The following is a 22,278-nucleotide window of genomic DNA, read 5'->3' as shown; positions in this document are numbered from 1 at the left end:
TCTGTTCGAAACAATACTAGCCATTTGTTCGGAAAATGTGTACTCGAGCTACTGTATCTTTGAAAGAATAGGGGCAGACGGTAGCGAAATGTCGGTGACCGTCACCATGACGTGTGGTTTGGCAAGAAACGTTGCAAGTTATCAAGAGTTGTCACGCTGTCCCAACGATGTGCGATTTGCCGGGTATAGTGTTCATTAACAGCTGACGCGGAGGACGGTGAACCATGCTCAAGGCCGAGCGACAGGACCGAATCGTTGAGATGTGTCGCGTGCGCGGCACCGTCTCGGTACACGAGATAGCCACCACGCTCGGCGTCTCGGACATGACCGTTCGGCGCGACCTCGAGGAGCTCTCCGAGGAGGGGCGCATCGAGCGCCTCAGGGGCGGGGCCAAGACGTCCGAGGGCGTGCGCGACCGCGCGCTCATCCGCGAGTCCGCCCATCTCGAGCGCCAGCTTCTCCACATCGAGGAAAAGACCAAGATCGCCAAGGCGGCGGCGTCTCTCGTGAGCGAGGACGACACGATCTTTCTCGGCTCGAGCACCACGGTCGAGATGGCGGCCCAGTTCCTGCCCGTCATTCCGCTGCGCATCGTGACCAACAGCCTGCCGATCTTCAACCTCTTCGTCGACGGGGACATCCGCGAGATCATCATGCTCGGCGGCACCTATCGCCCGAGGTCGGGCACCTTCATGGGCCCCATCACGGAGAACGCCCTCGCCTCGCTGGGCTTTGACAAGGCCTTCATCGGCGTCGACGCCCTGCGCGACGGTCAGCTCTTCACGAGCACGCTCGACGCGGGCCGGCTCTACAGCACCGTCTTTGACCACGCCACGGAGTGCTTCGTGCTCGCCGACAGCAGCAAGATCGGCTCCCGCGGGTTCTACTCCTTCTACTCGCTGAAGCCCAATGACACCGTGATCTGCGATGACGGCGTTGACCCCGAGGAGCTCAAGGATCTTCGCACGTACGCGCGGGTGTTGCTCTAGCACCGACGCATGACGAGATGGGCGCGTCCGTCGCGACGCCCCCGCGGAGCTGCCGTGCGGGGCCGTCGCGACGTTCTTCTCGCCCCGTCCGTCGCCAGACCCCCGCAGGGCCGCCGTGCGGGGCCGTCGCGACACCACTTGCGCGGGCGCTCGTACGCGCATTGTGCCAATTTGTTCGAATCTGTTTGAATTCCCCCAAATCGAGTACACTTCTCGTAGGTTCACCTTTGCAGGCCACCCTGGGGAAAGGACAACTATGAGAATCGTCATCGGATCTGACGCTGAGGGCATGCCGCTCAAGGAGACGGTCAAGGCCTACCTCGTCGAGCTCGGGCACGAGGTCGTGGACAAGAGCGAGGAGCCCGCGGCAGATCTTGTGGACTCCACTCTCGCCGTCGCGCGCGACCTCCTTGAGAACCCCGACAGCCTCGGCTTTGCCTTCGACCGCTACGGCGACGGCTCATACATGGCCGCCTGCAAGGTCAAGGGCATGGTCGCCTGCGAGTGCTCCGACGAGCGCTCCGCCTTCATGACGCGCCAGCACAACAACGCGCGCCTCATCACCATGGGGTCGGCCGTCGTGGGCGACGAGATCGCCCGCGGGATCGTGCGCGAGTTCCTCTCGGAGCCCTATGCCGGCGGACGTCACCAGATTCGCGTGGACATGCTCAACAAGATGGCCTAGCGCCAGCGCCGGAACCCGACACCCAAGGAGGACACCATGATCATCGCGATTGGCTGCGATCACATCGTCACCAACGAGAAGATGGCCATCTCCGACCATCTCAAGGCCTGCGGCCACACCGTCATCGACTGCGGCACCTACGACCACGCGCGCACCCACTACCCCATCTACGGCAAGGCCGTGGGCGAGAAGGTCGCCTCTGGCGAGGCAGACGCCGGCGTTGTCATGTGCGGCACGGGCGTGGGCATCACCAACGCCGTGAACAAGGTCCCGGGCGCCCGCTGCGCGCTCGTCCGCGACATGTCCACCGCCGTGCACGCCCGCGAGTGCCTGAACGCCAACGTCATCGGCTTTGGCGGCAAGATTACCGGCGAGTTCCTCATCGCCGACATCGTCGACGCCTTCCTCGCCGCGAGCTATCAGCCCACTCCCGAGCGCGACGCCCTCGTCGCCAAGATCGACGCCATCGAGGCGGGCTGCGACGCCGAGGCTCAGGCGGACCCCCACTTCTTCGACGAGTTCCTCGAGAAGTGGGACCGCGGCGAGTATCACGACTAGGTCCAGACGCAATTCCGGCCGATCGGGCGGCGTACCTGCAGCGGCGCGCCGCCCGATCGGCCTTACGGCAGACTAGGCCAGATGGACCGGCGCAAGGTGAGAAGGACGGGCATAGGCGAGCGCCCCGCGCGACTCACCTCCCAGGACGGGCTAGAGCCAGTCAAGCGAGCCCTCGGGCGCGAGAGGGGTGCGGCGCACCACGACCTCAACGCCGCGCTCTCGGAGGGCGCGCAGTGCGGCGCGGTCCCCGTCATCCACGGCCACGGCCGGGGCGACCCGCCGCTTTCCCGCGGCCATGTGCAGGTTGCCCACGTTGACTACCGTCGGCCGCACCCCCGCCTCCACGAGCGCGAGGGCGTCCGCGGGAGTCTCCACCACGGCGAGCGTCGGGCCGCAGCCCAGGGCCCGGAGCGTGTCCGCCGCCTCAGACACGGTCTCAAAGAGCACCTCGACCCCCTGGGGGACGGCCATGCGCATCACGCGCTGCCGCATGGGGTTTCCGGCGGCCTCGTCGTTGGCCACGACGATGCGGCGCGCTCCGATCGCGCGAACCCACGCGGCCACCACCTGCCCGTGCACGAGGCGACTGTCAATGCGCACGAGCGCGCCGTCGGCCCCCGACATTTCCGACCTTTCTTCCGGTGGTACCCCAGTGGTTTCTATCTTACTCGCCCGCAACGGGATAAGATGCACTGAGCGCACGCCCCACATCGACTCAAAAGGAGACGCCATGATCTCTACCGTCACGCTCAACAGCTCAATCGACAAGGCCTACCAGCTCTCCTGCCCGCTCGTCGACGGCACCGTCATGCGCGTCGAGACGTGCATAGACAACGCCGGCGGCAAGGGCCTGAACGCCGCCCGCGCGGTTGCCACCTGCGGAGAGAAGATCGTGGCCACGGGCTTTGTGGGCGGCAACAACGGGCGGCTCCTCTGCGAGCTTCTGGACGCCGATGGCATCGAGCACGACTTCGTGCACGTGGCCGCCGAGACGCGCTGCTGCATCAACGTCCTGGAGCCCGACGGCCGCTCGACGGAGTTCCTCGAGCCCGGCCGCCCCGTGACGGCCGACGAGGTCATCGCCGTGCGCGCAAAGGTGGGTGAGATCGCGGCGCGCGCCGACGTGGTGACCTTCAACGGCTCCGTGCCCGCGGGATGCGGCGACGCCATCTACCGCGAGCTGGTGGAGATCGTGCGCGCGGCGGGCAAGCCGGCGATCCTAGACACCTCGGGAGCGCTTCTCGTGGGCAGCCTTCCCGCGCGGCCCGCGATGATCAAGCCCAACACGGACGAGATCCAGGCGATCCTCGGCCGCAAGCCGGAGTCTATCGACGAGATCTACGCCGCCGCGCGCGAGGTGCACGAGACCTACGGCATCGAGAAGGTCGTGGTCTCCCTTGGCGGCGACGGCTCCGTGATGGCCTGCCCCGAGGGCGTCTTCCGCGGCCGCGCGCCCAAGATCGACGTGGTGAACCCCGTGGGCTCCGGCGACACGATGGTGGGCGCCTTCGCCGTCGCCATGGCGCGCGGGATGGCCGTGGAAGATCAGCTCGCGTTTGCCATGGCCTGCGCAAGCGCCAACTGCCTCACGCCCTCGACCGGCCACTTCGACATGGCCGTGGCCGACGAGCTGCGCGCGGGCACGAGCGTCGAGAAGGTCGCGTAGGACAATCCCGGATATACGGGCATCCATCCGAACCGCACTGGCCGCCCGGCGAGAAGAACGTCTCTACAGATCGTTCTTCTCGCCGGGCGATCTTCTGTTGAGACGATGCCAGAATGGCACGATGCGCCATGGTTACCACCAAGCCGCGGACGCTCCCGACCCGAAAGCCACCGGAAAGCCGCTCCCTGCGCGAGGCGGGCCGCTACGGAGCCGGGCGAAGCTCAAGACGTGCCGAGAAGGAGGGGCGCGCGCCGGCGGTGACGCCCACCGCGAGCGTTCCTCCCATCGCCTCCGTGAGCGCGCGGGCGACGGCGAGGCCGAGGCCCGTGCCGCCGGAGTTGCGCGCAGGGTCCCCCTGATAGAAACGCTCCGTGAGCCGGGCGGCGTCGAGCCGGGCGGCGTCGGCGGGCGCCACGGGGTTCTCTATCGTGAGCCCCGTGCCCTCCGCTCGGACGCGCGGAGCCCCGCAGCCGTGCGCCAGCGCGTTCTCAAGCAGGTTGGCCATCACGCGCGCGAGCGCATCCGGCGCCGCGAGCACCGGCACGCACTCCCCCACGTGAACCTCAGGCTCCCAGCCACGAGCGGCAAAGGCCCCGTATCGGGCCGCGAGCGCCTCCATCATTGCCGCGGGAAGATCGCAGGCATCGAGCTCAGGCTCCCAGGACGGGTCCGCGGCACGGGCGTACGAGAAGAGGTCGTCCACGAGCACGCGCATTGCCGCAAGGCGCTTCTCGGCACCCTCGAGGTAGCGAGCGGCACGCTCGGGGTCCTCCGCGCGCCGGGCGAGCTGCAGGTAGCCCTGCGCGCCCGCGAGCGGGGTGCGGATGTCGTGGCTGAGTGCGGCGAGCTGCTCGCGGAAGCGCTCGTCGGCGCGACGGCGCTCGAGGTCGCGCTCGAGGTCCGCGTCCAGATGGCGGTCCACCGCACGCGCGAGCGCCGCGACCGCCGGGTCGAAGGACTCAAGGCGCGCTCGCGGCGCGGGGTTTGCCGCCGCGCCGTCGAGCAGCTCCGCAAGCCGCGAGAGGTCGCGATTCCGACGTCCCCTCATGTGGAAAAGGGACAATCCCCTTTCCACGTCACACCGTCCTTCTCGCCATCGCAAAGCGCGCCAGCGCGAAGAGCGCGCCAACCCACACGATCGGCACCAGGATGGCGCGCAGGGGGTCGGGCGGGATGAGCAGGGCGGTCGGCGTGAACATCACGTCCGCCTTGAGGCCCTCGAGCGGCAGCGCGAAGCCGATGGCCTCGGAGAGCGTCACCCCAAAAGGCGTGGGCGAGCCCGCCGGCACGACGCCGATCAGCACGATCACGCAGAGCGCGAGGTATGCCACGACCACAACCCCTGCCGTGGCGATGGCGCTCCACCCCCTCGTGACGAGCCCTGCGGCGAAGCCGATCTCCGCGACCGTGAGGTACGTGAGCACGCCGGCGACCACGCGCATCGGGGCCCCCATGGCCGGTGACGCTGCGATGACGGACGCGCCCGGCACCAGCGCGCCAGCGATGACGTCCAGCGCCACTGCCGCCGCGAGCAGCCCCAGGGCGAGCGCGGCCACCGCCACGAAGCGCGAGGCCACATAGCCCGTGCGGCCACGCTCTGTGCAGCACGCCGAGCGAAGGGCCCCTCCGCGCTGGTCGAACGCCGCAACCCCCGCTCCCGCGAAGAGGACGACGAGCAGGAGCGCCTTGTCGCGGAAGACCGAGTCCTGCAGGCCGTAGGTCACCCCCTGCGTCACGCTCCAGGCGGCATACGCCTTGCCGAGCACGACGAGAGCGAGCGCGACCCACGTCCGGTAGTTGCGCACGAGCGCATAGAGCGCGGCGCGAAGCTGGTTTGCCATGGTGGGACCTCCTTTTTGGTCTAGAGCGGGGCCCGCGCCATCACGCGGCGCGAGAGCGCCCAGAAGACGATGACGTAGGCGATGGGCAGCACGACGAGGCGGGCGTCGGCCACGAAGGCGTCGCCGAGCAGGCTGCTCGGCAAGATGGGCACGATCAGCTGGATCGCCCCGAAGGCGAGCTCCTGGGAGAGCGGGATGAGCACCGCCACCGGCACGAGGAGCAGCGCGTTGAGCACCCCCGCGCCCAGGATGACCGCCGCGAAGAACGCTGAGGCAAAGCCACGGGGGCTTCGAGCGAGCCAGAGGAGGAGCATGCCAAAGACGGCGTACGTCCAGCCCACCAGGACGTGGGCCGCCACGCGGAGCGCCAGCTCGCCCGCAGGCATCCCCTCGAAGACCACGCGAGGGCCAAGAAGCGGCGCCATGCCCAGCAGCACCGACCACACGCCGAGAAGAACCGCGAGCACCAGCGCCAGGATCACCCGGGAGGCCACGTATCCCCCTCGACCGCGCTCCGCGAGGACGGCCGCGCGCAGGCCGCCCGACGAGACGTCGTGCGTGACGATCCCCGCCATGGCGAGGCAGGTGCCGAAGAGGGCACCCGTGCGGACGATGCCGAGGAGGCCCGACTCAAACATCACGTGCATGTTGGCATCAGGGAAGAGCAGCACCAGCAGGATGGTCGACACGGCGAGCAACGCCGGCAGCACGAAGGCGCCCTTCACGTAGGCATCGCGCGAGGCAAGAAAGAACGCGGAGCGCAGCTGGTTGGCGAGGGCTGTCATGGCGCTCACCTGCCCTTCTCGGTAGCCGCATCGTCGATGAGGCGAACGAGCTCCGCCTCGACGTCGGGCGTGCTGGCGGCAAGCTCCGTCACGGCGATGCCCGCGGCCAGGAGCACCTGCGCCAGCACCGCGCGGTCAGGCTCCCCGCCGCCCGGCGCCGTCACGCGCAGGGCGCCGTCCGGCAGCACGCGCACCGTGAGGCCCGGCAGCTCCTCCGCGAGCACGGCCACCGCGCGCTCTGGCGCGTCGACGCGCAGCGTGAGGTAGGTGGCGCAGGCGTCGGCGAGCCCCTCGGCCGTGAGCGTGCGCACGAGGGCTCCGTCACGCATGATGCCGTAGTGCGTGCACATGCGCTCGAGGTCGGCAAGGACGTGCGAGCTCACCACGATGGTGATGCCCCGCTCTCGGTTGAGGCGGACGAGCAGCGCGCGCAGGTCCGCCACTCCGGTGGGGTCGATGCCCGTGAGCGGCTCGTCGAGCAGCAGCACCTCGGGATGGCCGATGAGCGCGAGGGCGACGCCGAGGCGCTGGCGCTGCCCGGTTGAGAGGTCGTCCACGTAGGAGCCGCGCGGCCAGAGCAGGCGGCGGCGCCCGTCTCCTGCGGCGCGCGCGTCGAGGCCCACGAGCTCAAGTACTTCTCGGCACGCCTTCTTCGGGTCGGGCAGGCCGAGCACCAGCGCCCGGTTCATGAGGTTCTCGAAGGCGTCGAGCCTGCCATAGACCGCGGGCGCCTCCACGAGCACGCCGAGCCGCGAGTCGGACTCGCAGGGACGCAGCCGTCTGCCGAGCACGCTCACGGTCCCCGCCTCCTGCCGCATGAGTCCGGAGATGAGCTTGAGCAGGGTGGACTTGCCCGCGCCATTCTTGCCCACGATCCCAAAGACCGAGCCGGCCGGCACGGCGAGGCTCACGTCGCGCACCGCTCGCACCGTCCCGTGCGAGAAGGACTTGGAGAGGCGGCTCGTCTCTATGGCGTTCATGGGACCTCCCTTCCTCGGGTTATCCAAAGATTACCCGGGAAGTTCGGGGAAACCCTTCAGAGACCTACAAGGCTTTGACAAGAAACCTGCGTCGGCGTGCGAGGGGGACAGTCACTTTTGCACGCGTTTCCAGCGTGCAAAAGTGACTGTCCCCCTCGCATGCCGACGCAGGCTACGCCTGGAGCTTGAAGCCGATGCCCCAGACGGTCTGGATGTAGGAGTCGGTGCCGGTTGGGCGAAGTTTGGAGCGCAGGTTGCTTACGTGCGTGGAGATGGTGCGCTCCTCCGTCAGGGCCTCCTCGTTGCGCACGAGCTCGAAGAGGGCCTGTCTGGTGAAGACACGACTCGGCTCGCGCATCATCGCGGCAAGGATGTCGAACTCCGTGCGCGTGAGGCGTAGGGCCTCGCCGTCCACGGCAAACGTCCGTGCGACGGGGTCGAGCTCCCAGTGGCCGAAGCGCAGGGTTGCGACGGCCCGCCCTTCTCGCCCCGCCGCGCGAGCACGGTCGCGCAGCTGGACCTCGGCACGCGCAAGCAGCTCGTCGAGGTCGAAGGGCTTCGTCAGGTAGTCGCTCGCGCCCAGGCGGAGCAGCCCCACGCGATCTGTCACGGCAGAGCGCGCCGAGGTCACGATCACGGGAGCCCCTACGCCGGCGGCGCGCAGGCGGCCGATGAGCTCCTCCCCGGGGACGCCGGGCAGCATGAGGTCCAAGATGACCAGGTCGAAGCGCTCGTCCTTCTCGGTTGCGCACTCTGCCAGCAGGAGCGCCTCCGTTCCGGAGAACGCCGGCGTGCACGCGTAGCCCTCGTCCCCGAGGAAGGTGCAGACCACCTCGGAGAGCGCGGCGTCGTCCTCCACCACGAGGACGCGGAAGGTGTCAGGTCCCGTCTCCATGGCACGAGTATAGCCTTGGAAGCCGCCCCTCCTCGGATGCGTACACTCCTCGTCCGGATGCGTACGAGATTCAATTATTTGTTTGGCAGCTTGCAATGAACGCGCCGCAGGTGGAGAAGCTGTCGGGAAGAACATCAAACCAGAAAGTTCGTACGTACCCGGAGGGGGGGTGTACGTACCCGGAGAAAGCGAGGGGCGCGAAGGGCCCTATCCCACAAACGGCCACTCGCCGGCGGCCAGACCCTCGATGGCGGCCGCGACAGAGTCGTCCTCGCAGGCGCCGATGTGCCAGCGCGCGGCGTTCGCAGCCTCGCCCGTTGCGCCCGACACCGCGACGGAGTTGGGCACCGCGGAGAACATGGAAAGGTCGTTGTCCGCATCGCCGAAGACCACGACCTCATCAAGGCCCACGCCCAGGCGCTCGGCCATCCATGCCACCGCAGTGCCCTTGTTCCAGCCGCGGGGCATGATGTTGGAGTAGGTCGGCATGGCGCGATCGACGTCGAGAGCCGTTACCTCGGCATTGAGGCGCGCCACCAACGCCGCGGCGGCGCGCTCCCCCGCCCCAGTGAAGACGTTGGCCTTTATCACGGGGAAGTCCGGCAGCGCGCGGGTCACGCGACAGCACTCGGCATAGGCGGGAAAGTGAGATGCCAGGTCCTCGACGGAGCCCTCCACCAGAAGCGGGGTCGCGTCGTCGAAGCAGACCAGGCCCGCGCGCGGGGTCTCCGCCACGATCGCGCGCACCGCCTCGAGGGCGTCCGCCGCGAGCGTCCGCTCCATGGCCTTCTCGGCTCCGAGGTAGACCTGCATGCCGTTGGTCGCAAGCGCGGTGGCGCAGCAGGCGGCGTCCCCGCCGAAGAAGTCGGGGATCCACGAGTAGCCGCGACCACTCGCGGGCCCCACGGCGATTCCCGCCGCGAGCGCGGCGTGGAAGGCCGAGACGGTGCGCTCGGAGACACGCCGGCGCCCCCGCGGGAGGATGGTCCCGTCGATGTCAGTGAGGATGAGCTTCACGGCCACGTTCTTCTCCCTTCGCCCGGGGCCTGCCCCGTCTGGAACTGCAGTCAGTATAGAACGCGACACCCCTGCTCGGCGGCGTCCTCGGAGACCAGGCCATCGGGATCGGCGTCCATGACCACCGCCTCGACCCCACGGAGGGTGCCAAACCAGAGCAGGCCCGGAGCACCGACCTTGCTCTGGTCCATGAGCACGAACGTCCTGTCCGCGCAGGTCAGGAACGCCCGCTTGAGCTCGGCCATATCCTGGTTGTTGGTCATGAGCCCCCGTCCGGGAACGTAGGAGGTGGGCGTGACGAAGGCCTTGCGAGGATGAAGCACCTCGAGGGTCCGCATGGCAAGCGGGCCCGCCGTGTAGCGGTGGCCCTTGCGCAGGCTCCCCCCGAGCATGATGACGTCGAGCGAGGGGGCGGAGCGGTCCACGTAGTCCGCGATCGTGAAGTCATCGGTCACCACGGTCACACCCGTGCGGCCCGAGATGGCACGAACGAGCTCGAGGGCCGTGGTGCCCGAATCCACGAGCACAGAGTCTCCGTCTTCCACCAGCGGCGCGGCGAGCCGTGCGATCGCGCGCTTGGCCTCAGCGTTCACGTTGATGCGCCGCTCCTGCACGGAGACGGTGAGCGACTTGGAGAGCGAGACGGCCCCGCCATGCGTTCGACGCAGCTTGCCGTCGCGCGCCAGGACGTCGAGGTCGGCGCGGGCCGTCACGCGACTGACACCGAATGCTTCGGCGAGCTGCGTCACCTGTACGGAAGTGGCCCGGTCGAGCATGGAGAGGATTGCCGCGCGCCGCTCCTCGGATGACATCGCCATGGTCGTTCGCCCTTCTTGGTTGCCCGTGCCGCACCTTGCGCGAATATGTGCGAATTGTGTTTCCGATTCTTTCTTTATAGGCAATCTATCACATTGCTTTTTCTTTCGTTTTGAAAAGGGAGGCCATGGGCGCGGCCGACTGGGCCGCTCGGGAGGTCGCCTCTCGTTTGTAGTGTGGTTTCCGGAGAACATCCCAAGTACACTACGAATCGAACAACGTTCTGAGCTGCTGCTTTACCAAAAATGCAAATGTAGTGTACTCACGCTCCCCCTCTAGGAATACACTACAAACGCGGCCTCAGGTCTTGCATTTGGTTTCCCTTTTGCCGAGCTCGCGCGGCCGCCCGCGGCAGCCTAGCCATACACGAGCTCGCATCCCTACGTACAATATCGGCGTCAGTCACTCCAAGGAAGGGAGTTCGGATGCTCGTCACCACCAAGGAGATGCTGCTCGACGCCCAGGCCGGCCACTACGCCGTCGGCGCGTTCAACGTCGAGAGCCTCGAGTTCGTCATGGCCGTCGTGAAGGCCGCCGAGGAGCTGCGCTCCCCCGTCATCATGCAGACCACCCCGGGCACCGTGAAGTACGCCAACCTCGACTACTTTGCCGCCATGTGCCGCGTGGCCGCCGAGCAGGCGAGCGTCCCCGTGGCCATTCACCTCGATCACGGCGACGGCTTCGACCGCGCTGTCCAGGCCATGAAGGCAGGCTACACCTCCGTCATGATCGACGGCAGCCACGATTCCTTCGAGGACAACATCGCCCTCACCGCCTCCGTGACCAAGGTTGCCAAGCCCCTCAACATCCCCGTCGAGGCGGAGCTCGGCAAGGTTGGCGGCAAGGAGGATGACGGCCCGGCCGTGGAGGGCGAGAACCCCTACACCGACCCGGACGAGGCCCGCGAGTTCGTCGAGCGCACCGGCTGCACGTCGCTCGCCATCGGCGTCGGCACCGCGCACGGCGTCTATACCGAGACCCCGCACATCGAGCAGGACGTGGTCAAGGCCATCCGCTCCGTCGTGGACGTGCCGCTCGTGCTCCATGGCACCTCCGGCGTGCCCGACGACCAGGTCGCCGAGGCCGTCAAGAACGGCATCTGCAAGGTCAACTACGCCACGGAGCTCCGCCAGGCGTTCATGCGCGGCTTCATGGGCTTCATGGCCGAGAACCCCGGCGTCTTTGACCCCAAGAAGGCCAACAAGCCGGGCATGGAGGAGATCACCAACCTCGTCAAGGTCCGCATGACCAACCTCGGCTCCGTCAACAAGGCGTAAGGTCGCTCGGTAACAAGGCAGCTCTCAGTCGGGGCCGTCCTCTTCGGAGGGCGGCCCTATTAGATGAGGCATCCAAAATGGAGAGCCCGACGCACTGGCGCCGGGCTCGATTCTGACAAACTACCCTGTCACCTTTGTCAGGTGGCTACTCGGCGGCGATTCCCGCGCTGATAAGCTCCACGATCTTGGCGGGGTCGTCGGCAGCCTGGACGCTCGTGCGGAAGTCCTCGTTCATGAGGAGCACGGCGACCTTGGAAAGGAGCTGGAGGTGCGTGGTGCCCGCCTCGGAGGCGGGGGTGAGCAGCGCAATGGCGCAGGTGATCGGCATGTCGTCCATGGACGGCCAGGCAACCCCCTCGTCGAACTTGTCGACGATGATGGCGGACTGCGTGACCGCGTCGCTCTTGGCGTGCGGGATGGCGAAGCCGCCCATCATGCCCGTCGTACCCTCGGCCTCGCGCGCCTTGAAGGCCTCGTAGAGCGCCTCGGCGTCGGAGGCGATGCCGAAGGAGACCGCCTGCTCGGAAAGGAGCTTGAGGACGTCGTCGACCGTGGAGGCCGAGCAGCCGAGAACAACGTGAGACGCAGAGACAAAATCGCTCATGGTGACTCCTCACTCGCAAGTAAACGTTCTTATCGCCCTTCGCGCCGTTTTCCGACGGGGGGCGGCTCGCATGCAAAGCAACAAGACTAGGATACCACCGTCAAGGCAGTTATAGTCAGCACCACCCCTACGACGCGTCAACGTCGAGGCGCAGGGCCTCCCGGCGCAGGCGGAGCGCCTCGTACGCGCATCCGTACATGGCCGCCTGGTTGCCGAGGCTCGCCGCCTCGATGCGGGCCTCCCTGCTCGCCGGGAAGGCGTACTCGGCGAAGAGCTTGCGCAGCTCGGGCGCAAAGGTCGCGAAGGCCCCCGCCACGCCGCCGCCGATGAGGTACATCGCGGGGTCCGCCACGCAGGAGATCTGCGCCATGGCCTGGGCAAGGTAGTCGCACATCTTGTGTACCGCCACGCGGGCGCACTCGTCGCCGCCCGCCAGCGCGCGGAAGACGGAGAGGGTGTCGGTAGCGTGCTCAACGTGCACGGGCGTCACGCCGCGACGCTCGCACTCCTCGAGGTAGAGGCGGACGATGCCCTTTGCGGAGGCGTACTGCTCGAGGCAGCCACGACGACCGCAGCCGCAGGTCAGGGTCTCCTCGCGATTGACCGTGATGTGGCCGATCTCGCCGCCGGCACCGAAGGCGCCCGCGACGAGCTTGCCGTTTGCGACGACGCCCGCCCCCACGCCCGTGCCCAGAGCAATGAGCACGTAGCTCGAGACCTGCTGCGCCACGCCCGCCCACATCTCGCCGAGCGCAGCCGCGTTGGCGTCGTTGATGAAGGCGACCGTCGCGTTGGGGAAGGCGGCGGTCAGCGCGCCCACCATGCCCTCGGGGTCGAGCTTGATGTTGGCGAGCACGCCCACCGTTCCGTCATCGGCCACAGGGCCGGGAATGTCCAGGCCGCAGGCAACGACGTCGGACGGCGTGGCGTCGTGGGCAGCGAGGATCTTCTCGATACCGCTGGTCACGACCCCGTAGGCCTCCTCGGTCACAAGCTCGGGAGTGGGGATCTTGCGCTCCTCGAGAAGCTCGCCAGACGGGGTGAAGAGCCCCGCCTTGATGCTCGTCCCGCCAACGTCAATACCAAGAACCGCTTCCATTGGTGCCTCCTTGCCCCACGGGGTCGCGTCATTTTCCGTACCACAGATGATACGGCCTTCCTCTCGTGTCATGGTCGTTTTGGGCGCAGATTGCACCACTTCTGACATGACCGGTAGGACGGGTAGACTGTGGGGGAGGCCGCTGGCCGCACATCCCGCGACAACCCACGAGGAGCGATTATGGCACTCACAGACAACACGCAGCTCAACGCCGCCCTCCCCAACCCCCGAGCGGACATGGAGGCCCTCGACGCCCTCGAGCGCACGCTCTTCTCGCTCGGCTACGCCATGGGCGAGATCGACTCTCTTGGCCAGGTGATCGACCCTCCGCGTGCCACAGCGCAGCGTGCCGAGGCGGTGGCGCAGCTTCAGGAGATGGCCACGCGCGCGCTCTGCGACCCCGCGGTGGGACCGCTGCTCGACCGCCTTGAGCAGCAGCCCGAGCTTCTGGGCGAGACCCGCATGGCGCAGGTGCGCGTCCTCAAGCGCGACCGCGCCTCGCTCGTGGACGTCCCCGTCGAGGAGCAGGCCGCGTTCAGCCGACTCACCGTGGAGGCCAACGACGTCTGGCGCCGGGCCAAGGCTGCCAACGACTGGGCGTCCTTCGAGCCCTACGTCGACCGCATCGTCGACGCGCTCAGGCGCATGGCCGCCTGCAAGGATGCCGAGAAGGACCCGTATGACGTCTGGCTGAACGAGTACGAGCGCGGGACCGACCGCGCCTTCTACGACCGCTTCTTCTCCCAGGTGAAGGACTGCGTGGTGCCGCTTCTTGCCGACTGCATGGCAAGCCGCCACAAGCCGAGCCACGCCTGCGTGGACGGGACCTTTGACGAGGAGCGCCAGTGGCGCCTCGCCGACGACCTCGTGCGACTCGAGGGCCTCGATATGGACGCGCTCTGGATCGGACGAACCGAGCACCCCTTCACGAACGGTCTCTCGCGCGACTTTGTCATCGTGACCGGGCATGCCTATGCCGACAACGTGCTCTCCAACGTGTTCTCGATCCTGCACGAGGGCGGCCACGCCCTCTACGAGCAAAACGTCGACGCCGCCTACGCCGGGACCTCGCTTGCGGGCGGCACCTCGATGGGCATGCACGAGGCGCAGAGCCGCTTTTTCGAGAACCTCGTGGGGCGCTCCGAGGCCTTTGCCGAGCCGCTCCTCGAGGTGCTGCGCCGCCACTTCCCCGGCCAGTTCGGACGCGTGACAGCGCACCAGCTCTACCTTGCCGAGAACTGCGCCGAGCCGGGCCTCGTCCGCACCGAGGCCGACGAGCTCACCTATCCCCTTCACATCCTCGTGCGCTATGAGATCGAGCAGCTGCTCTTCTCGGGCGAGGCCCACGCCGCGGACGTCCCGGGCCTCTGGGCCGAGAAGTACCGCGCATACCTTGGCGTGGACGTCCCCGACGACGCGCGCGGCGCACTCCAGGACACCCACTGGTCGGGCGGCTCGTTCGGGTACTTCCCCACATACGCTCTCGGGTCCGCCTTCGGCTCGCAGCTCAAGGCCGCGATGGTACGCGACGGCATTGACTTCGACGCAGCGTGCGCCTCTGGCGACCTTGCGCCCATCCGCGCGTGGCTGCGCGACAACATCTGGCGCTGGGGCCGCTCCAAGGACTCCGGCGAGCTCATCGAGGCCGCGTGCGGCGAGCCCTTCTCGCCCGCCTACTACACGGACTACCTCACGGATAAGTTCTCCGCGCTCTACCGTCTGTAAATTGGGGACAGTCCCCAATTTACAGATACGTTTGATATCAAGAACTTGTGCTAATTGGGGACTGTCCCCAATTAGCAGACGGGGGATGTGGGAATGAGGGCGCTGATTCAGCGGGTCGAGTGCGCGCAGGTCGAGGTTGAAGGGTCCGTGGTGGGCAGCTGCGGAGCCGGATATCTCATACTTCTGGGCGTCGCGCCGAGCGACGACGAGACGCTCGCCGAGAGGCTGTGGCGCAAGGTCGCCGCACTGCGCATCTGCGCGGATGACGCGGGCAAGACCAACCGCTCGCTCGCGGACACCGCGGGCTCGGTCCTCGTGGTGAGCCAGTTCACGCTCTACGCCGACGCCCGTCGCGGCAACCGGCCATCGTTCACGGGAGCCGCGGGGCCCGACCTCGCAGAGCGTCTGTATGAGCGCTTCTGCGAGCTCGCGGAGGAGGACCTCGGGGCCGGCAGAGTGGGACGAGGGGTCTTCGGCGCCGACATGCGCGTGAGCCTGGTGAACGACGGACCCTTCACCGTTCTTCTCGACACTGACGAGCTCGGGTGGGGCTCAACCAATAATTGATGCGACGCAGGGTCACGCTGATACAATTTCTTGGTTTCCATCTCGGCAGAAAGGGGCCCTATGAAGATCGTTGATGAGTTCAAGGAGTTCATCGCCCGCGGCAACGTGATGGACATGGCCGTCGGCATCATCGTCGGCGGCGCGTTCACCGCCATCGTCAACTCGCTCGTAAGCAACCTCATCAACCCGCTGATCACCCTCGTGACCACCTCCACGAGCACCATCACCGGAGGTGCCTCAGACGGCGCGACCGAGGTCATCAACGGGCTGCGCTGGGCCGTTCCCGGCACCGACCAGTTCATCGACCTCGGCGCCTTCATCTCCGCCGTAATCAACTTCCTGATCATCGCCTTCGTTGTCTTCTGCCTGGTCAAAGCACTTAACGGCATGCGCGAGCGAATGGACGCCCTTGCCAAGAAGGAGGCCGACGAGGAGGCTGCCGAGGAGGCCGCCGCCCCGCACTGCCCGTACTGCCTCGAGGAGGTCAAGGCCGGCGCCACCCGCTGCCCGCACTGCGGCGAGAAGATCGAAGCCTAACCTGACAAAGGTGACAGGGGAAACTGTCATGAAAAGCGCCGCCCGGCACTCCGCCGGGCGGCGCTTCTGACAGTTTCCCCCGTCACCTTTGTCAGGAGTCGCGGGCCTACTTCGGCAGGTGGGAGGTCACGAGGGTCATGTCGCCCACGAAGGACAGCTCGCCGCAGCCGGCGGGGGCCACGAAGTGCGTGCCGCGCGCAATCTCGTGCGTGACGCCCGCCTCGGAGGCGCACACGGTGCCGGAGCCCTCGATCACGCTCACGCACAGGAACGGCCAGGGCTGCGCCACGTCCTTCTCGCCGGCCACGCGGACGCGGTCCACGACGAAGTTGGGGCACTCCATGAGCTCGGTCACGCCGTCGACCTCAGGCGCGGTGACCTCGCCGGACGCGGGCGCCTGCGCCGCGTAGTCGACCACGTCGAGGCTCTGCTGGATGTGCAGCTCGCGCGGCTTGCCGTCATCGCCCACGCGGTCGTAGTCGTAGACGCGATAGGTGACGTCGGAGGACTGCTGGGTCTCCAGGATGAGCGTGCCGCCCTGAATGGCGTGGACGGTGCCCGGCTCGATGGGGAAGAAGTCGCCCACGTGACAGGGCACGAGGTTGAGCATGTCGTCCCAGCGGCCCTCGTCAATCATGCCCGCGAGCTCGGCGCGGTCGTGCGCGCGCTGGCCGATGACGATCTGGGTCCCCTCGTCCGCCGCGAGCACGTACCAGCACTCGCGCTTGCCGAGGCTGCCGTTCTCGTGCTCGGCGGCATAGGCGTCGTCGGGGTGCACCTGGACGGAGAGGTTGTCCTTGGCATCGATGATCTTGATAAGCAGCGGGAAGCGATCGCCCCCCACGTCGCCAAAGAGCTCGCGGTGCTGGTCCCAGAGCTCGGAGAGGCGCATGCCGTCCCAGGCGCCCCCGCTGATCGCGCAGTCACCGTTGGGGTGGGCGCTGATGGCCCAGCACTCGCCGATGGGGCCGTCGGGAATCTCGTAGCCGAAGTCATCGGCAAGCTTGCGCCCGCCCCAAATCTTCTCGTGGAAGATCGGCGTCGGGAAGATCAGGTCTCTCGTGGTGTCTGGCATGGTTCCCCCGTTTCCGCGCTCACGACTGGGCCGGGACGCCCTTTCGGCGCCCCGGCCCTATCATACCCCGCCGTTCGTCGAACGACGAGACCGTCAGCCTCGCCAGCTTAAGCCCCTAAGGACGAGAGGCCCTAGATGGCGAGGTCGTACATCCCTACGGGATTGAGCGACTCGTCGAAGAGCACGATCGTGGCGGTGCAGGAGGAGTCCGCCGAGACGCTCACGGCCTGGGCGTCGAAGAAGAAGAACGCCGAGCGGCTCTCCCCCGCCGGGACCGGCCTGACGAGCGTGGCGTAGTCGTCGACGTACTGGCCGTCGACGGAGGTCTCGAAGTTCATGGCCACGAAGTTCGCGCCCGTACGGTTCTCCACGGTCACGAGATAGCCCGTGTCGCCCTCGTAGTCGGTCCCCACGCCCGTGATCTTGATGAGCGCGGTCTCGTCGTCGGCAACCGTCACGTCGAGGGGCGCGTCGACGGTGACGCCCTCCGCGTACGCGGTCATCGCGAGGTCGGACTCCGGGGAGAAGAGCTCGTCCATCTCCGAGCCCAGGTCCGAGACGTCGTCGACGTCCTCGATCTGGCTCTCCACCGTGTCTTCCATGTCCGTGACGCCGCCCGCGTTCTCTGAGGGGTCGCGGTCAAGGTTGGGCTCCTCGTCAACCTTCTCGAAGGTCATGGTCTGGCCCTCGTAGGAGAGCGTGAGCATGCCGTCCTCAACTGGCGCGTCGAGGGGCTCGCCCTCGACGGAGAGCGTGAGGGTGTTCTCGTCCTTGATCTCCCACGTGCCCGTGGTCTGGTCGCCGAAGACGTCGATGAGCATCGTCCCGTCGTCGCCGAGGTCAACGGTCACGTTCATGCCGAGGTCGTTCATGGCCTCGATGTCATCCGCAGTGATGTCTCCGTCCGTCGACGTGGCCGACTCGATCTCCCAGGTGCCGACGAAGCCCGCCTCGAGGGACTCGAGCGAGGGGATGTCCACGCCGTCTGTCGCCCCTCCGCCACAGGCCCCGAGCATCGCGGCGAGCGCTGCCGCGATGGCGAGGGTGGCGATTCTCATGCGCCGCATAGTGCCTCCTCGTCTCGCGCGTTCGGAAACTGAAGTCCGTCTGAAATGTTACCCCATCAGGATGCATTTCATGACGAGAAGGCGGAGATGCCGGCCGTTATGGCACGGGGGCAACGTCAGCCGCGCAGGGAGAGCACGCCCGCCGAGATGAACTCGGAGACGATGCGGAGGTGCTTGAGGGCCTCCTCGGGACTCTCCTCCTGCTCGACCACCACGAGGATCGAGCGAAGGGCGATGTTGGCGAGCCACTTCACAACGAGGTCATCCCCCGCCATCTCCGGCGCGCCGCTCGTGCGCAGGAAGGACCGAATCGTCTCCGAGAGGGCGGCGATGTGCTCGCCCCTCATCTTCTCTGCGACCGCGCTCGTGCGGTTCTTCTTGAGCACGTCGATCACGTCGCGCCGCTCCTCGCAGAGCTCGAGGAACCTCCGCGCGCGGGCAGGAAGCCCCTCCTCGGGCGCCCGCCCCTCGATGACGAGCTTGCTCACCCGGTCTGAGCCCACGCTCCGAATGAGGTCCTCGAGCGGCTCCATGACAGGCGAGATCGCCTCCCTGAAGAGGTTCTCCTTGTTCTTGAAGAAGAAGTAGAGGGCGCCCGTGGTCACTCCCGCGGCGGCGCAGATCTCCCGCACCGACGACTCGTCATAGCCCCTCGTAGCAAACTCCCGCAGTGCTGCCCGGATGAGATTCTCCCTCGTCCCAGCACTTGCGCGCTCGTCCCGCTCCCGTGTCATGGCAGCCCCCGTTCCCCCGAAAAACGAGCTCGGCCAGTTTCCGTGAGTCAGATTATCCGATAAGCCGGCCCCGAGGGAAACTGCCGAATGGGTCGCCGCCCGCGACCGCGAGCTATTGGCGGGTGCCGTGGGGCATGCCCGGGCGCTCGAAGCGCTCGCAGACATAGGAGGTGCGGAGGTACTCCTCCCCGAAGGGGTCGACGGTGGGGACGAGGTCGCGCGGGTCAGCGGCGAAGTGGTCCTCGGGACTCGTGTGGACATGCGGGTCGGTCAGCGTGTAGCCGCGGCTGCAGGCCCCCTGGTACAGGCCCGAGCGCTCATGGTGCGTAAACGAGCTGAACACACAGTCGGCACAGCGAAATCCCATCGGCCCCTCCTCTGGCGGCGCGGCGGCGAACATGCCTCCCGGAATGGTAGCGCAACGCGAGCGGTTGCGCTGGGCCGGTCAGCGGACCGTAAAGTCGCAGGTTGGCAGACTGATAGATACTTGAGTGAGGCAGACGGGGGGGAGCAGCATGGGCACGGGCAGAAGCTATGTCATTGCACTCGACCAGGGGACCACGTCCTCGCGCGCGGCGCTCGTCGACCGCGGCGGCCGCATGGTGGACGTCGCCCAGCGGCCGTTCCAGCAGATTTACCCGCGGCCCGGCTGGGTGGAGCACAACCCGCAGGAGATTCTCTTCTCCCAGCTGGGGACGCTCTCCGAACTCGTGGCGAGGCACGGCCTCACCTCCGAGGACATCGACGCCATCGGGATTGACAACCAGCGCGAGACCACGATCGTGTGGGACCGCTCGACGGGCGTCCCGATATCGAACGCCATCGTCTGGCAGTGCCGCCGCACGGCGGAGATGGTCGAGCGCATCTGTGGGTCCGACGAGGTCAGCGCCATGGTGCGCGAGAAGACCGGGCTGCTCCCCGACCCGTACTTCTCCGCAAGCAAGATAGCGTGGATCTTGGACCACGTGCCAGGCGCGAGGGACCGCGCGCGGTCCGGGGACCTGCTCTTCGGCACCGTGGACACCTGGCTCGTCTGGACGCTCACCGGCGGGCTCGTGCATGCGACCGACCCCACCAACGCGTCACGCACGATGCTCTACAACATCCACGAGGGACGCTGGGACGAGGACCTGCTCGCGCTCTTTGACATCCCCACCTGCCTGCTGCCGGAGGTCCGTCCCAGCTCCGGCCTCTTCGGCGAGACGAGCTACCCGGGGCTCCCGGCGGGCGTCCCCATCACGGGGGTGGCCGGAGACCAGCAGGCAGCCCTCTTCGGCCAATGCTGCTTCGAGCCTGGCCAGGCAAAGAACACCTACGGGACCGGCTGCTTCATGCTCCTCAACACCGGCGGGCAGGCCCGCTCGAGCGCGCATGGCCTGGTGACCACCATCGCCGCGGCGGCGCCGGACGCCCCGTGCACGCAGTACGCCCTCGAGGGCTCGGTCTTCGTGGCGGGCGCGCTCATTCAGTGGCTGCGCGACGAGCTGGGAATCATTCGCACCGCCGCCGAGACCGAGGCGCTCGCCCGAAGCGTCCCCGACACGGGCGGCGTCTACGTGGTCCCCGCCTTCACGGGCCTCGGCGCACCGTGGTGGCAGCCGGAGGCCCGAGGCGCCATCCTCGGCCTCACGCGCGGCACCGGGCGTGCCCACCTGGCACGGGCCGCCCTCGAGGCGCTCGCCTACCAGATTCGCGACCTCGCGGACGCCATGGCGGCGGACGCGGGAGGCCCGCTCTCCGTGCTCAACGTGGACGGCGGCGCGGCGGCGAACGACTTCCTCATGCAGTTCCAGGCCGACCTCCTCGGCTGCGAGCTGCGTCGCCCCGCAAACACCGAGACCACCTCGCTCGGCGCCGCATTTCTCGCCGGGCTCTACACGGGCTTCTGGGGAGGCACCGACGAGCTGCGCGGCCTGCGCGCGGCAGACGACGTCTTCCGCCGCGCGATGGACCCCGAACGCGTGGACAGCCTGCTCGCCGGCTGGCACGACGCCGTACGCCGCGTGCTGTAGCTCCTGACAGTGGTGACAGGGTCGTATGTCATGTTTTTATGACAGACGACCCTGTCACCATTGTCAGAACCGGCCGTCAGGAGGGCCGGCATCAGGCCTGGAACGCGTCACCGAGCCGCTCGGCGCAGAAGTCGACGCACCATTGGCGCGAGAAGTCCGTCTGCCCGGACACGGTGCGAACGTGGTTGACCTCCGCAAGCTCCTCGGTATAGTCGGCGAGCGGGTAGGTGGTGTAGTCGACCCCCGAGGCCCGATGCGTGACGAGCGGCGTGATCTGCCATGAGGCGACGCGCCGAGCGTCCCCCTCGAAGGCGAGCGTCACCTGCGCGAGGCCGCCGACCATGGTGTCCTTGCGCGCCTGGCCGGAGACGAAGTTCCCCAGGGACCAGAACACGGGGACCACGCGACCGTCCGGGGCGACGAGCTCCTCGACGGGCTGCAGAACGTGCGGATGGCAGCCGAGAATGACGTCCGCCCCCAGCTCCACGAAGCGCTCCGCCCATCGCCGCTGGTCGTCATCCGGGCCAGCCGCATACTCCGTCCCCCAGTGGGGACAGACCACCACGGCGTCGGCCCCACGCTCCCATGCCAAGGAGAAGTCCTTCTCGACCTGGGCTTCATCGAGCATCCTCACCGCCCAGGGCGCGTCGGCCGGGAGGGGGATGCCGTTCGTCCCGTACGTGTAGGAGAGCACCGCAATGCGACGGTCGCCCCGCTCGAGGAGGGCAATCTCGTCCGCGGCCTCCTCGCTGTCCGCCATGCCCGTGACCGCAACCTCGGGATGCTCCGAGCGCCAGAACGCAAGCTCGGCCTCGATGCCTCCCATCCCCTTGTCAAGAGCGTGGTTATTGGCGTGGAGCACCACGTCAAAGCCGGCGGCGGCCTCAGCGGAGCCGATCTCCTGAGGGCTGTTGAAGGCCGGGTAGCTCGAGAGGCCGAGGCCCGTTCCGCCGAGGATGGTCTCCTGGTCCACGATCGCCACGTCCGCCTCCGCGACGAGGTCGGCGACGTGTGCGAAGAGGTGCTCGTAGTCGCGCGTGCCGTCCTCGCGCTCGCCGCTCCTCCAGACCCCCTCGTGCACGAGAACGTCGCCGATCATGAGGATGGTGACCTCGGAGCGTTCGGGGGCGGGGTCGTCGAGAAGGGTCTGCGCGGGACGCAGCTCGCCCTCCTGCGAGGCAGCGGGCGTTCCTGTGCAGCCTGCCAGCATGCCGGCGCCCGCCGCCGACACGGCGAGAAACCCGCGCCGTGTCAGAAGGCGTCCTGCGATGGGTGCGCGTCGCTCGTGCATGGTGCCTCCTCAGGTCGGCCGCTCCTAGCATAGCCGAGGTCGGGCCTGACGACGGCCC

The 22,278-nt window shown here is 67.6% G+C and carries 24 protein-coding genes; 9 read left to right on the top strand and 15 right to left on the bottom strand.

What is annotated here, in order from left to right:
* Window positions 1-224: 224 nt before the first annotated feature.
* The 3 genes from BQ7391_RS04885 (at window position 225) to lacB (ending at window position 2,232) form a co-directional block, all read left to right on the top strand.
* Complete coding sequence (locus BQ7391_RS04885; protein WP_075279559.1) at window positions 225-989, top strand: DeoR/GlpR family DNA-binding transcription regulator; 765 nt, start codon at window positions 225-227, stop codon at window positions 987-989.
* 256 nt (window positions 990-1,245) lie between these two features.
* Window positions 1,246-1,674, top strand: coding sequence for a galactose-6-phosphate isomerase subunit LacA (lacA, locus tag BQ7391_RS04880; protein WP_075279558.1), 429 nt, complete (start codon window positions 1,246-1,248; stop codon window positions 1,672-1,674).
* A gap of 36 nt (window positions 1,675-1,710) precedes the next feature.
* Window positions 1,711-2,232 (top strand): galactose-6-phosphate isomerase subunit LacB, encoded by a 522-nt coding sequence (gene lacB / locus BQ7391_RS04875; RefSeq protein ID WP_075279557.1) that lies wholly within the window; start codon window positions 1,711-1,713, stop codon window positions 2,230-2,232.
* A 150-nt stretch (window positions 2,233-2,382) separates the two neighbouring features.
* On the opposite strand, the gene BQ7391_RS04870 is transcribed toward lacB, so the two are convergent.
* Complete coding sequence (locus BQ7391_RS04870) at window positions 2,383-2,856, bottom strand: PTS sugar transporter subunit IIB (RefSeq protein WP_075279556.1); 474 nt, start codon at window positions 2,854-2,856, stop codon at window positions 2,383-2,385.
* Between the two features lie 106 nt (window positions 2,857-2,962).
* On the opposite strand from BQ7391_RS04870, the gene BQ7391_RS04865 reads away from it, so the two are divergent.
* Complete coding sequence (locus BQ7391_RS04865) at window positions 2,963-3,898, top strand: 1-phosphofructokinase family hexose kinase (RefSeq protein WP_075279555.1); 936 nt, start codon at window positions 2,963-2,965, stop codon at window positions 3,896-3,898.
* Window positions 3,899-4,100: 202 nt separating this feature from the next.
* Here the strand turns inward: BQ7391_RS04865 and BQ7391_RS04860 are convergent, their stop codons facing one another.
* The 7 genes from BQ7391_RS04860 to BQ7391_RS04830 form a co-directional block, all read right to left on the bottom strand.
* Entirely contained in the window at window positions 4,101-4,946 is an 846-nt protein-coding gene (locus BQ7391_RS04860) for a sensor histidine kinase (protein ID WP_075279554.1), read from the bottom strand.
* Between the two features lie 28 nt (window positions 4,947-4,974).
* Window positions 4,975-5,739: a hypothetical protein gene (locus tag BQ7391_RS04855; protein WP_075279553.1), complete on the bottom strand. Its 765-nt coding sequence runs from the start codon at window positions 5,737-5,739 to the stop codon at window positions 4,975-4,977.
* Between the two features lie 20 nt (window positions 5,740-5,759).
* Window positions 5,760-6,533 carry a hypothetical protein gene (locus BQ7391_RS04850; protein ID WP_075279552.1) on the bottom strand — a complete coding sequence of 258 codons (774 nt, stop codon included), beginning with the start codon at window positions 6,531-6,533 and terminating at the stop codon, window positions 5,760-5,762.
* A complete protein-coding gene (locus BQ7391_RS04845) occupies window positions 6,530-7,504 on the bottom strand; it encodes an ABC transporter ATP-binding protein (protein WP_075279551.1) in 975 nt (324 codons plus the stop codon). Before BQ7391_RS04845 ends, BQ7391_RS04850 begins: the two co-directional genes overlap by 4 nt.
* A 172-nt stretch (window positions 7,505-7,676) precedes the next feature.
* Complete coding sequence (locus tag BQ7391_RS04840; protein WP_075279550.1) at window positions 7,677-8,399, bottom strand: response regulator transcription factor; 723 nt, start codon at window positions 8,397-8,399, stop codon at window positions 7,677-7,679.
* 207 nt (window positions 8,400-8,606) lie between these two features.
* Window positions 8,607-9,422, bottom strand: a complete 816-nt coding sequence (locus BQ7391_RS04835; RefSeq protein ID WP_075279549.1) for an HAD family hydrolase — start codon at window positions 9,420-9,422, stop codon at window positions 8,607-8,609.
* Between the two features lie 44 nt (window positions 9,423-9,466).
* Window positions 9,467-10,234: a DeoR/GlpR family DNA-binding transcription regulator gene (locus tag BQ7391_RS04830; RefSeq protein ID WP_075279548.1), complete on the bottom strand. Its 768-nt coding sequence runs from the start codon at window positions 10,232-10,234 to the stop codon at window positions 9,467-9,469.
* A gap of 423 nt (window positions 10,235-10,657) precedes the next feature.
* On the opposite strand from BQ7391_RS04830, the gene BQ7391_RS04825 reads away from it, so the two are divergent.
* Entirely contained in the window at window positions 10,658-11,509 is an 852-nt protein-coding gene (locus BQ7391_RS04825; protein WP_075279547.1) for a class II fructose-bisphosphate aldolase, read from the top strand.
* Between the two features lie 145 nt (window positions 11,510-11,654).
* Here the strand turns inward: BQ7391_RS04825 and BQ7391_RS04820 are convergent, their stop codons facing one another.
* Complete coding sequence (locus tag BQ7391_RS04820) at window positions 11,655-12,113, bottom strand: PTS sugar transporter subunit IIA (RefSeq protein ID WP_075279546.1); 459 nt, start codon at window positions 12,111-12,113, stop codon at window positions 11,655-11,657.
* A 127-nt stretch (window positions 12,114-12,240) separates the two neighbouring features.
* A complete protein-coding gene (locus tag BQ7391_RS04815; protein WP_075279545.1) occupies window positions 12,241-13,212 on the bottom strand; it encodes an ROK family protein in 972 nt (323 codons plus the stop codon).
* A 180-nt stretch (window positions 13,213-13,392) separates the two neighbouring features.
* On the opposite strand from BQ7391_RS04815, the gene BQ7391_RS04810 reads away from it, so the two are divergent.
* The 3 genes from BQ7391_RS04810 (at window position 13,393) to mscL (ending at window position 16,041) form a co-directional block, all read left to right on the top strand.
* A complete protein-coding gene (locus BQ7391_RS04810) occupies window positions 13,393-14,937 on the top strand; it encodes a carboxypeptidase M32 (RefSeq protein ID WP_075279544.1) in 1,545 nt (514 codons plus the stop codon).
* Window positions 14,938-15,030: 93 nt separating this feature from the next.
* The gene (gene dtd / locus BQ7391_RS04805) at window positions 15,031-15,504 is read left to right on the top strand and encodes a D-aminoacyl-tRNA deacylase (RefSeq protein WP_075279543.1); all 474 of its coding nucleotides are present in this window, start codon (window positions 15,031-15,033) and stop codon (window positions 15,502-15,504) included.
* 60 nt (window positions 15,505-15,564) lie between these two features.
* The gene (gene mscL / locus BQ7391_RS04800; RefSeq protein WP_075279542.1) at window positions 15,565-16,041 is read left to right on the top strand and encodes a large conductance mechanosensitive channel protein MscL; all 477 of its coding nucleotides are present in this window, start codon (window positions 15,565-15,567) and stop codon (window positions 16,039-16,041) included.
* 106 nt (window positions 16,042-16,147) lie between these two features.
* On the opposite strand, the gene BQ7391_RS04795 is transcribed toward mscL, so the two are convergent.
* The 4 genes from BQ7391_RS04795 to BQ7391_RS04780 all read right to left on the bottom strand — a co-directional run bounded on the left by BQ7391_RS04795 (window position 16,148) and on the right by BQ7391_RS04780 (window position 19,284).
* Window positions 16,148-17,116 carry a type I phosphomannose isomerase catalytic subunit gene (locus BQ7391_RS04795; RefSeq protein WP_075279541.1) on the bottom strand — a complete coding sequence of 323 codons (969 nt, stop codon included), beginning with the start codon at window positions 17,114-17,116 and terminating at the stop codon, window positions 16,148-16,150.
* A 131-nt stretch (window positions 17,117-17,247) separates the two neighbouring features.
* A complete protein-coding gene (locus BQ7391_RS04790; RefSeq protein ID WP_129583913.1) occupies window positions 17,248-18,174 on the bottom strand; it encodes a lipocalin family protein in 927 nt (308 codons plus the stop codon).
* 125 nt (window positions 18,175-18,299) lie between these two features.
* Complete coding sequence (locus BQ7391_RS04785) at window positions 18,300-18,917, bottom strand: TetR/AcrR family transcriptional regulator (RefSeq protein ID WP_075279539.1); 618 nt, start codon at window positions 18,915-18,917, stop codon at window positions 18,300-18,302.
* Window positions 18,918-19,029: 112 nt separating this feature from the next.
* Window positions 19,030-19,284 carry a hypothetical protein gene (locus BQ7391_RS04780; protein WP_075279538.1) on the bottom strand — a complete coding sequence of 85 codons (255 nt, stop codon included), beginning with the start codon at window positions 19,282-19,284 and terminating at the stop codon, window positions 19,030-19,032.
* Between the two features lie 148 nt (window positions 19,285-19,432).
* Here BQ7391_RS04780 and glpK point away from each other — a divergent pair, with 148 nt between their 5' ends.
* Window positions 19,433-20,929, top strand: coding sequence for a glycerol kinase GlpK (glpK, locus tag BQ7391_RS04775; RefSeq protein ID WP_075279537.1), 1,497 nt, complete (start codon window positions 19,433-19,435; stop codon window positions 20,927-20,929).
* 91 nt (window positions 20,930-21,020) lie between these two features.
* On the opposite strand, the gene BQ7391_RS04770 is transcribed toward glpK, so the two are convergent.
* The gene (locus BQ7391_RS04770; RefSeq protein ID WP_075279536.1) at window positions 21,021-22,220 is read right to left on the bottom strand and encodes a CapA family protein; all 1,200 of its coding nucleotides are present in this window, start codon (window positions 22,218-22,220) and stop codon (window positions 21,021-21,023) included.
* Between the last annotated feature and the right edge of the window lie 58 nt (window positions 22,221-22,278).

Origin of the sequence: Thermophilibacter provencensis (genome assembly GCF_900128445.1) — a bacterium.
GTDB classification, from domain to species: domain Bacteria; phylum Actinomycetota; class Coriobacteriia; order Coriobacteriales; family Atopobiaceae; genus Thermophilibacter; species Thermophilibacter provencensis.
This window is presented reverse-complemented; position numbering and strand designations above follow the sequence as displayed.

Bases quoted from the DNA above. Each gene is read 5' to 3' on its own strand.
- BQ7391_RS04885 (WP_075279559.1), top strand. From the start codon at position 225: ATGCTCAAGGCCGAGCGACAGGACCGAATCGTTGAGATGTGTCGCGTG.
- lacA (WP_075279558.1), top strand. From the start codon at position 1,246: ATGAGAATCGTCATCGGATCTGACGCTGAGGGCATGCCGCTCAAGGAG.
- lacB (WP_075279557.1), top strand. From the start codon at position 1,711: ATGATCATCGCGATTGGCTGCGATCACATCGTCACCAACGAGAAGATG.
- BQ7391_RS04870 (WP_075279556.1), bottom strand. From the start codon at position 2,856: ATGTCGGGGGCCGACGGCGCGCTCGTGCGCATTGACAGTCGCCTCGTG.
- BQ7391_RS04865 (WP_075279555.1), top strand. From the start codon at position 2,963: ATGATCTCTACCGTCACGCTCAACAGCTCAATCGACAAGGCCTACCAG.
- BQ7391_RS04860 (WP_075279554.1), bottom strand. From the start codon at position 4,946: ATGAGGGGACGTCGGAATCGCGACCTCTCGCGGCTTGCGGAGCTGCTC.
- BQ7391_RS04855 (WP_075279553.1), bottom strand. From the start codon at position 5,739: ATGGCAAACCAGCTTCGCGCCGCGCTCTATGCGCTCGTGCGCAACTAC.
- BQ7391_RS04845 (WP_075279551.1), bottom strand. From the start codon at position 7,504: ATGAACGCCATAGAGACGAGCCGCCTCTCCAAGTCCTTCTCGCACGGG.
- BQ7391_RS04840 (WP_075279550.1), bottom strand. From the start codon at position 8,399: ATGGAGACGGGACCTGACACCTTCCGCGTCCTCGTGGTGGAGGACGAC.
- BQ7391_RS04830 (WP_075279548.1), bottom strand. From the start codon at position 10,234: ATGGCGATGTCATCCGAGGAGCGGCGCGCGGCAATCCTCTCCATGCTC.
- BQ7391_RS04825 (WP_075279547.1), top strand. From the start codon at position 10,658: ATGCTCGTCACCACCAAGGAGATGCTGCTCGACGCCCAGGCCGGCCAC.
- BQ7391_RS04820 (WP_075279546.1), bottom strand. From the start codon at position 12,113: ATGAGCGATTTTGTCTCTGCGTCTCACGTTGTTCTCGGCTGCTCGGCC.
- BQ7391_RS04815 (WP_075279545.1), bottom strand. From the start codon at position 13,212: ATGGAAGCGGTTCTTGGTATTGACGTTGGCGGGACGAGCATCAAGGCG.
- BQ7391_RS04810 (WP_075279544.1), top strand. From the start codon at position 13,393: ATGGCACTCACAGACAACACGCAGCTCAACGCCGCCCTCCCCAACCCC.
- dtd (WP_075279543.1), top strand. From the start codon at position 15,031: ATGAGGGCGCTGATTCAGCGGGTCGAGTGCGCGCAGGTCGAGGTTGAA.
- mscL (WP_075279542.1), top strand. From the start codon at position 15,565: ATGAAGATCGTTGATGAGTTCAAGGAGTTCATCGCCCGCGGCAACGTG.
- BQ7391_RS04795 (WP_075279541.1), bottom strand. From the start codon at position 17,116: ATGCCAGACACCACGAGAGACCTGATCTTCCCGACGCCGATCTTCCAC.
- BQ7391_RS04790 (WP_129583913.1), bottom strand. From the start codon at position 18,174: ATGAGAATCGCCACCCTCGCCATCGCGGCAGCGCTCGCCGCGATGCTC.
- BQ7391_RS04785 (WP_075279539.1), bottom strand. From the start codon at position 18,917: ATGACACGGGAGCGGGACGAGCGCGCAAGTGCTGGGACGAGGGAGAAT.
- BQ7391_RS04780 (WP_075279538.1), bottom strand. From the start codon at position 19,284: ATGGGATTTCGCTGTGCCGACTGTGTGTTCAGCTCGTTTACGCACCAT.
- glpK (WP_075279537.1), top strand. From the start codon at position 19,433: ATGGGCACGGGCAGAAGCTATGTCATTGCACTCGACCAGGGGACCACG.
- BQ7391_RS04770 (WP_075279536.1), bottom strand. From the start codon at position 22,220: ATGCACGAGCGACGCGCACCCATCGCAGGACGCCTTCTGACACGGCGC.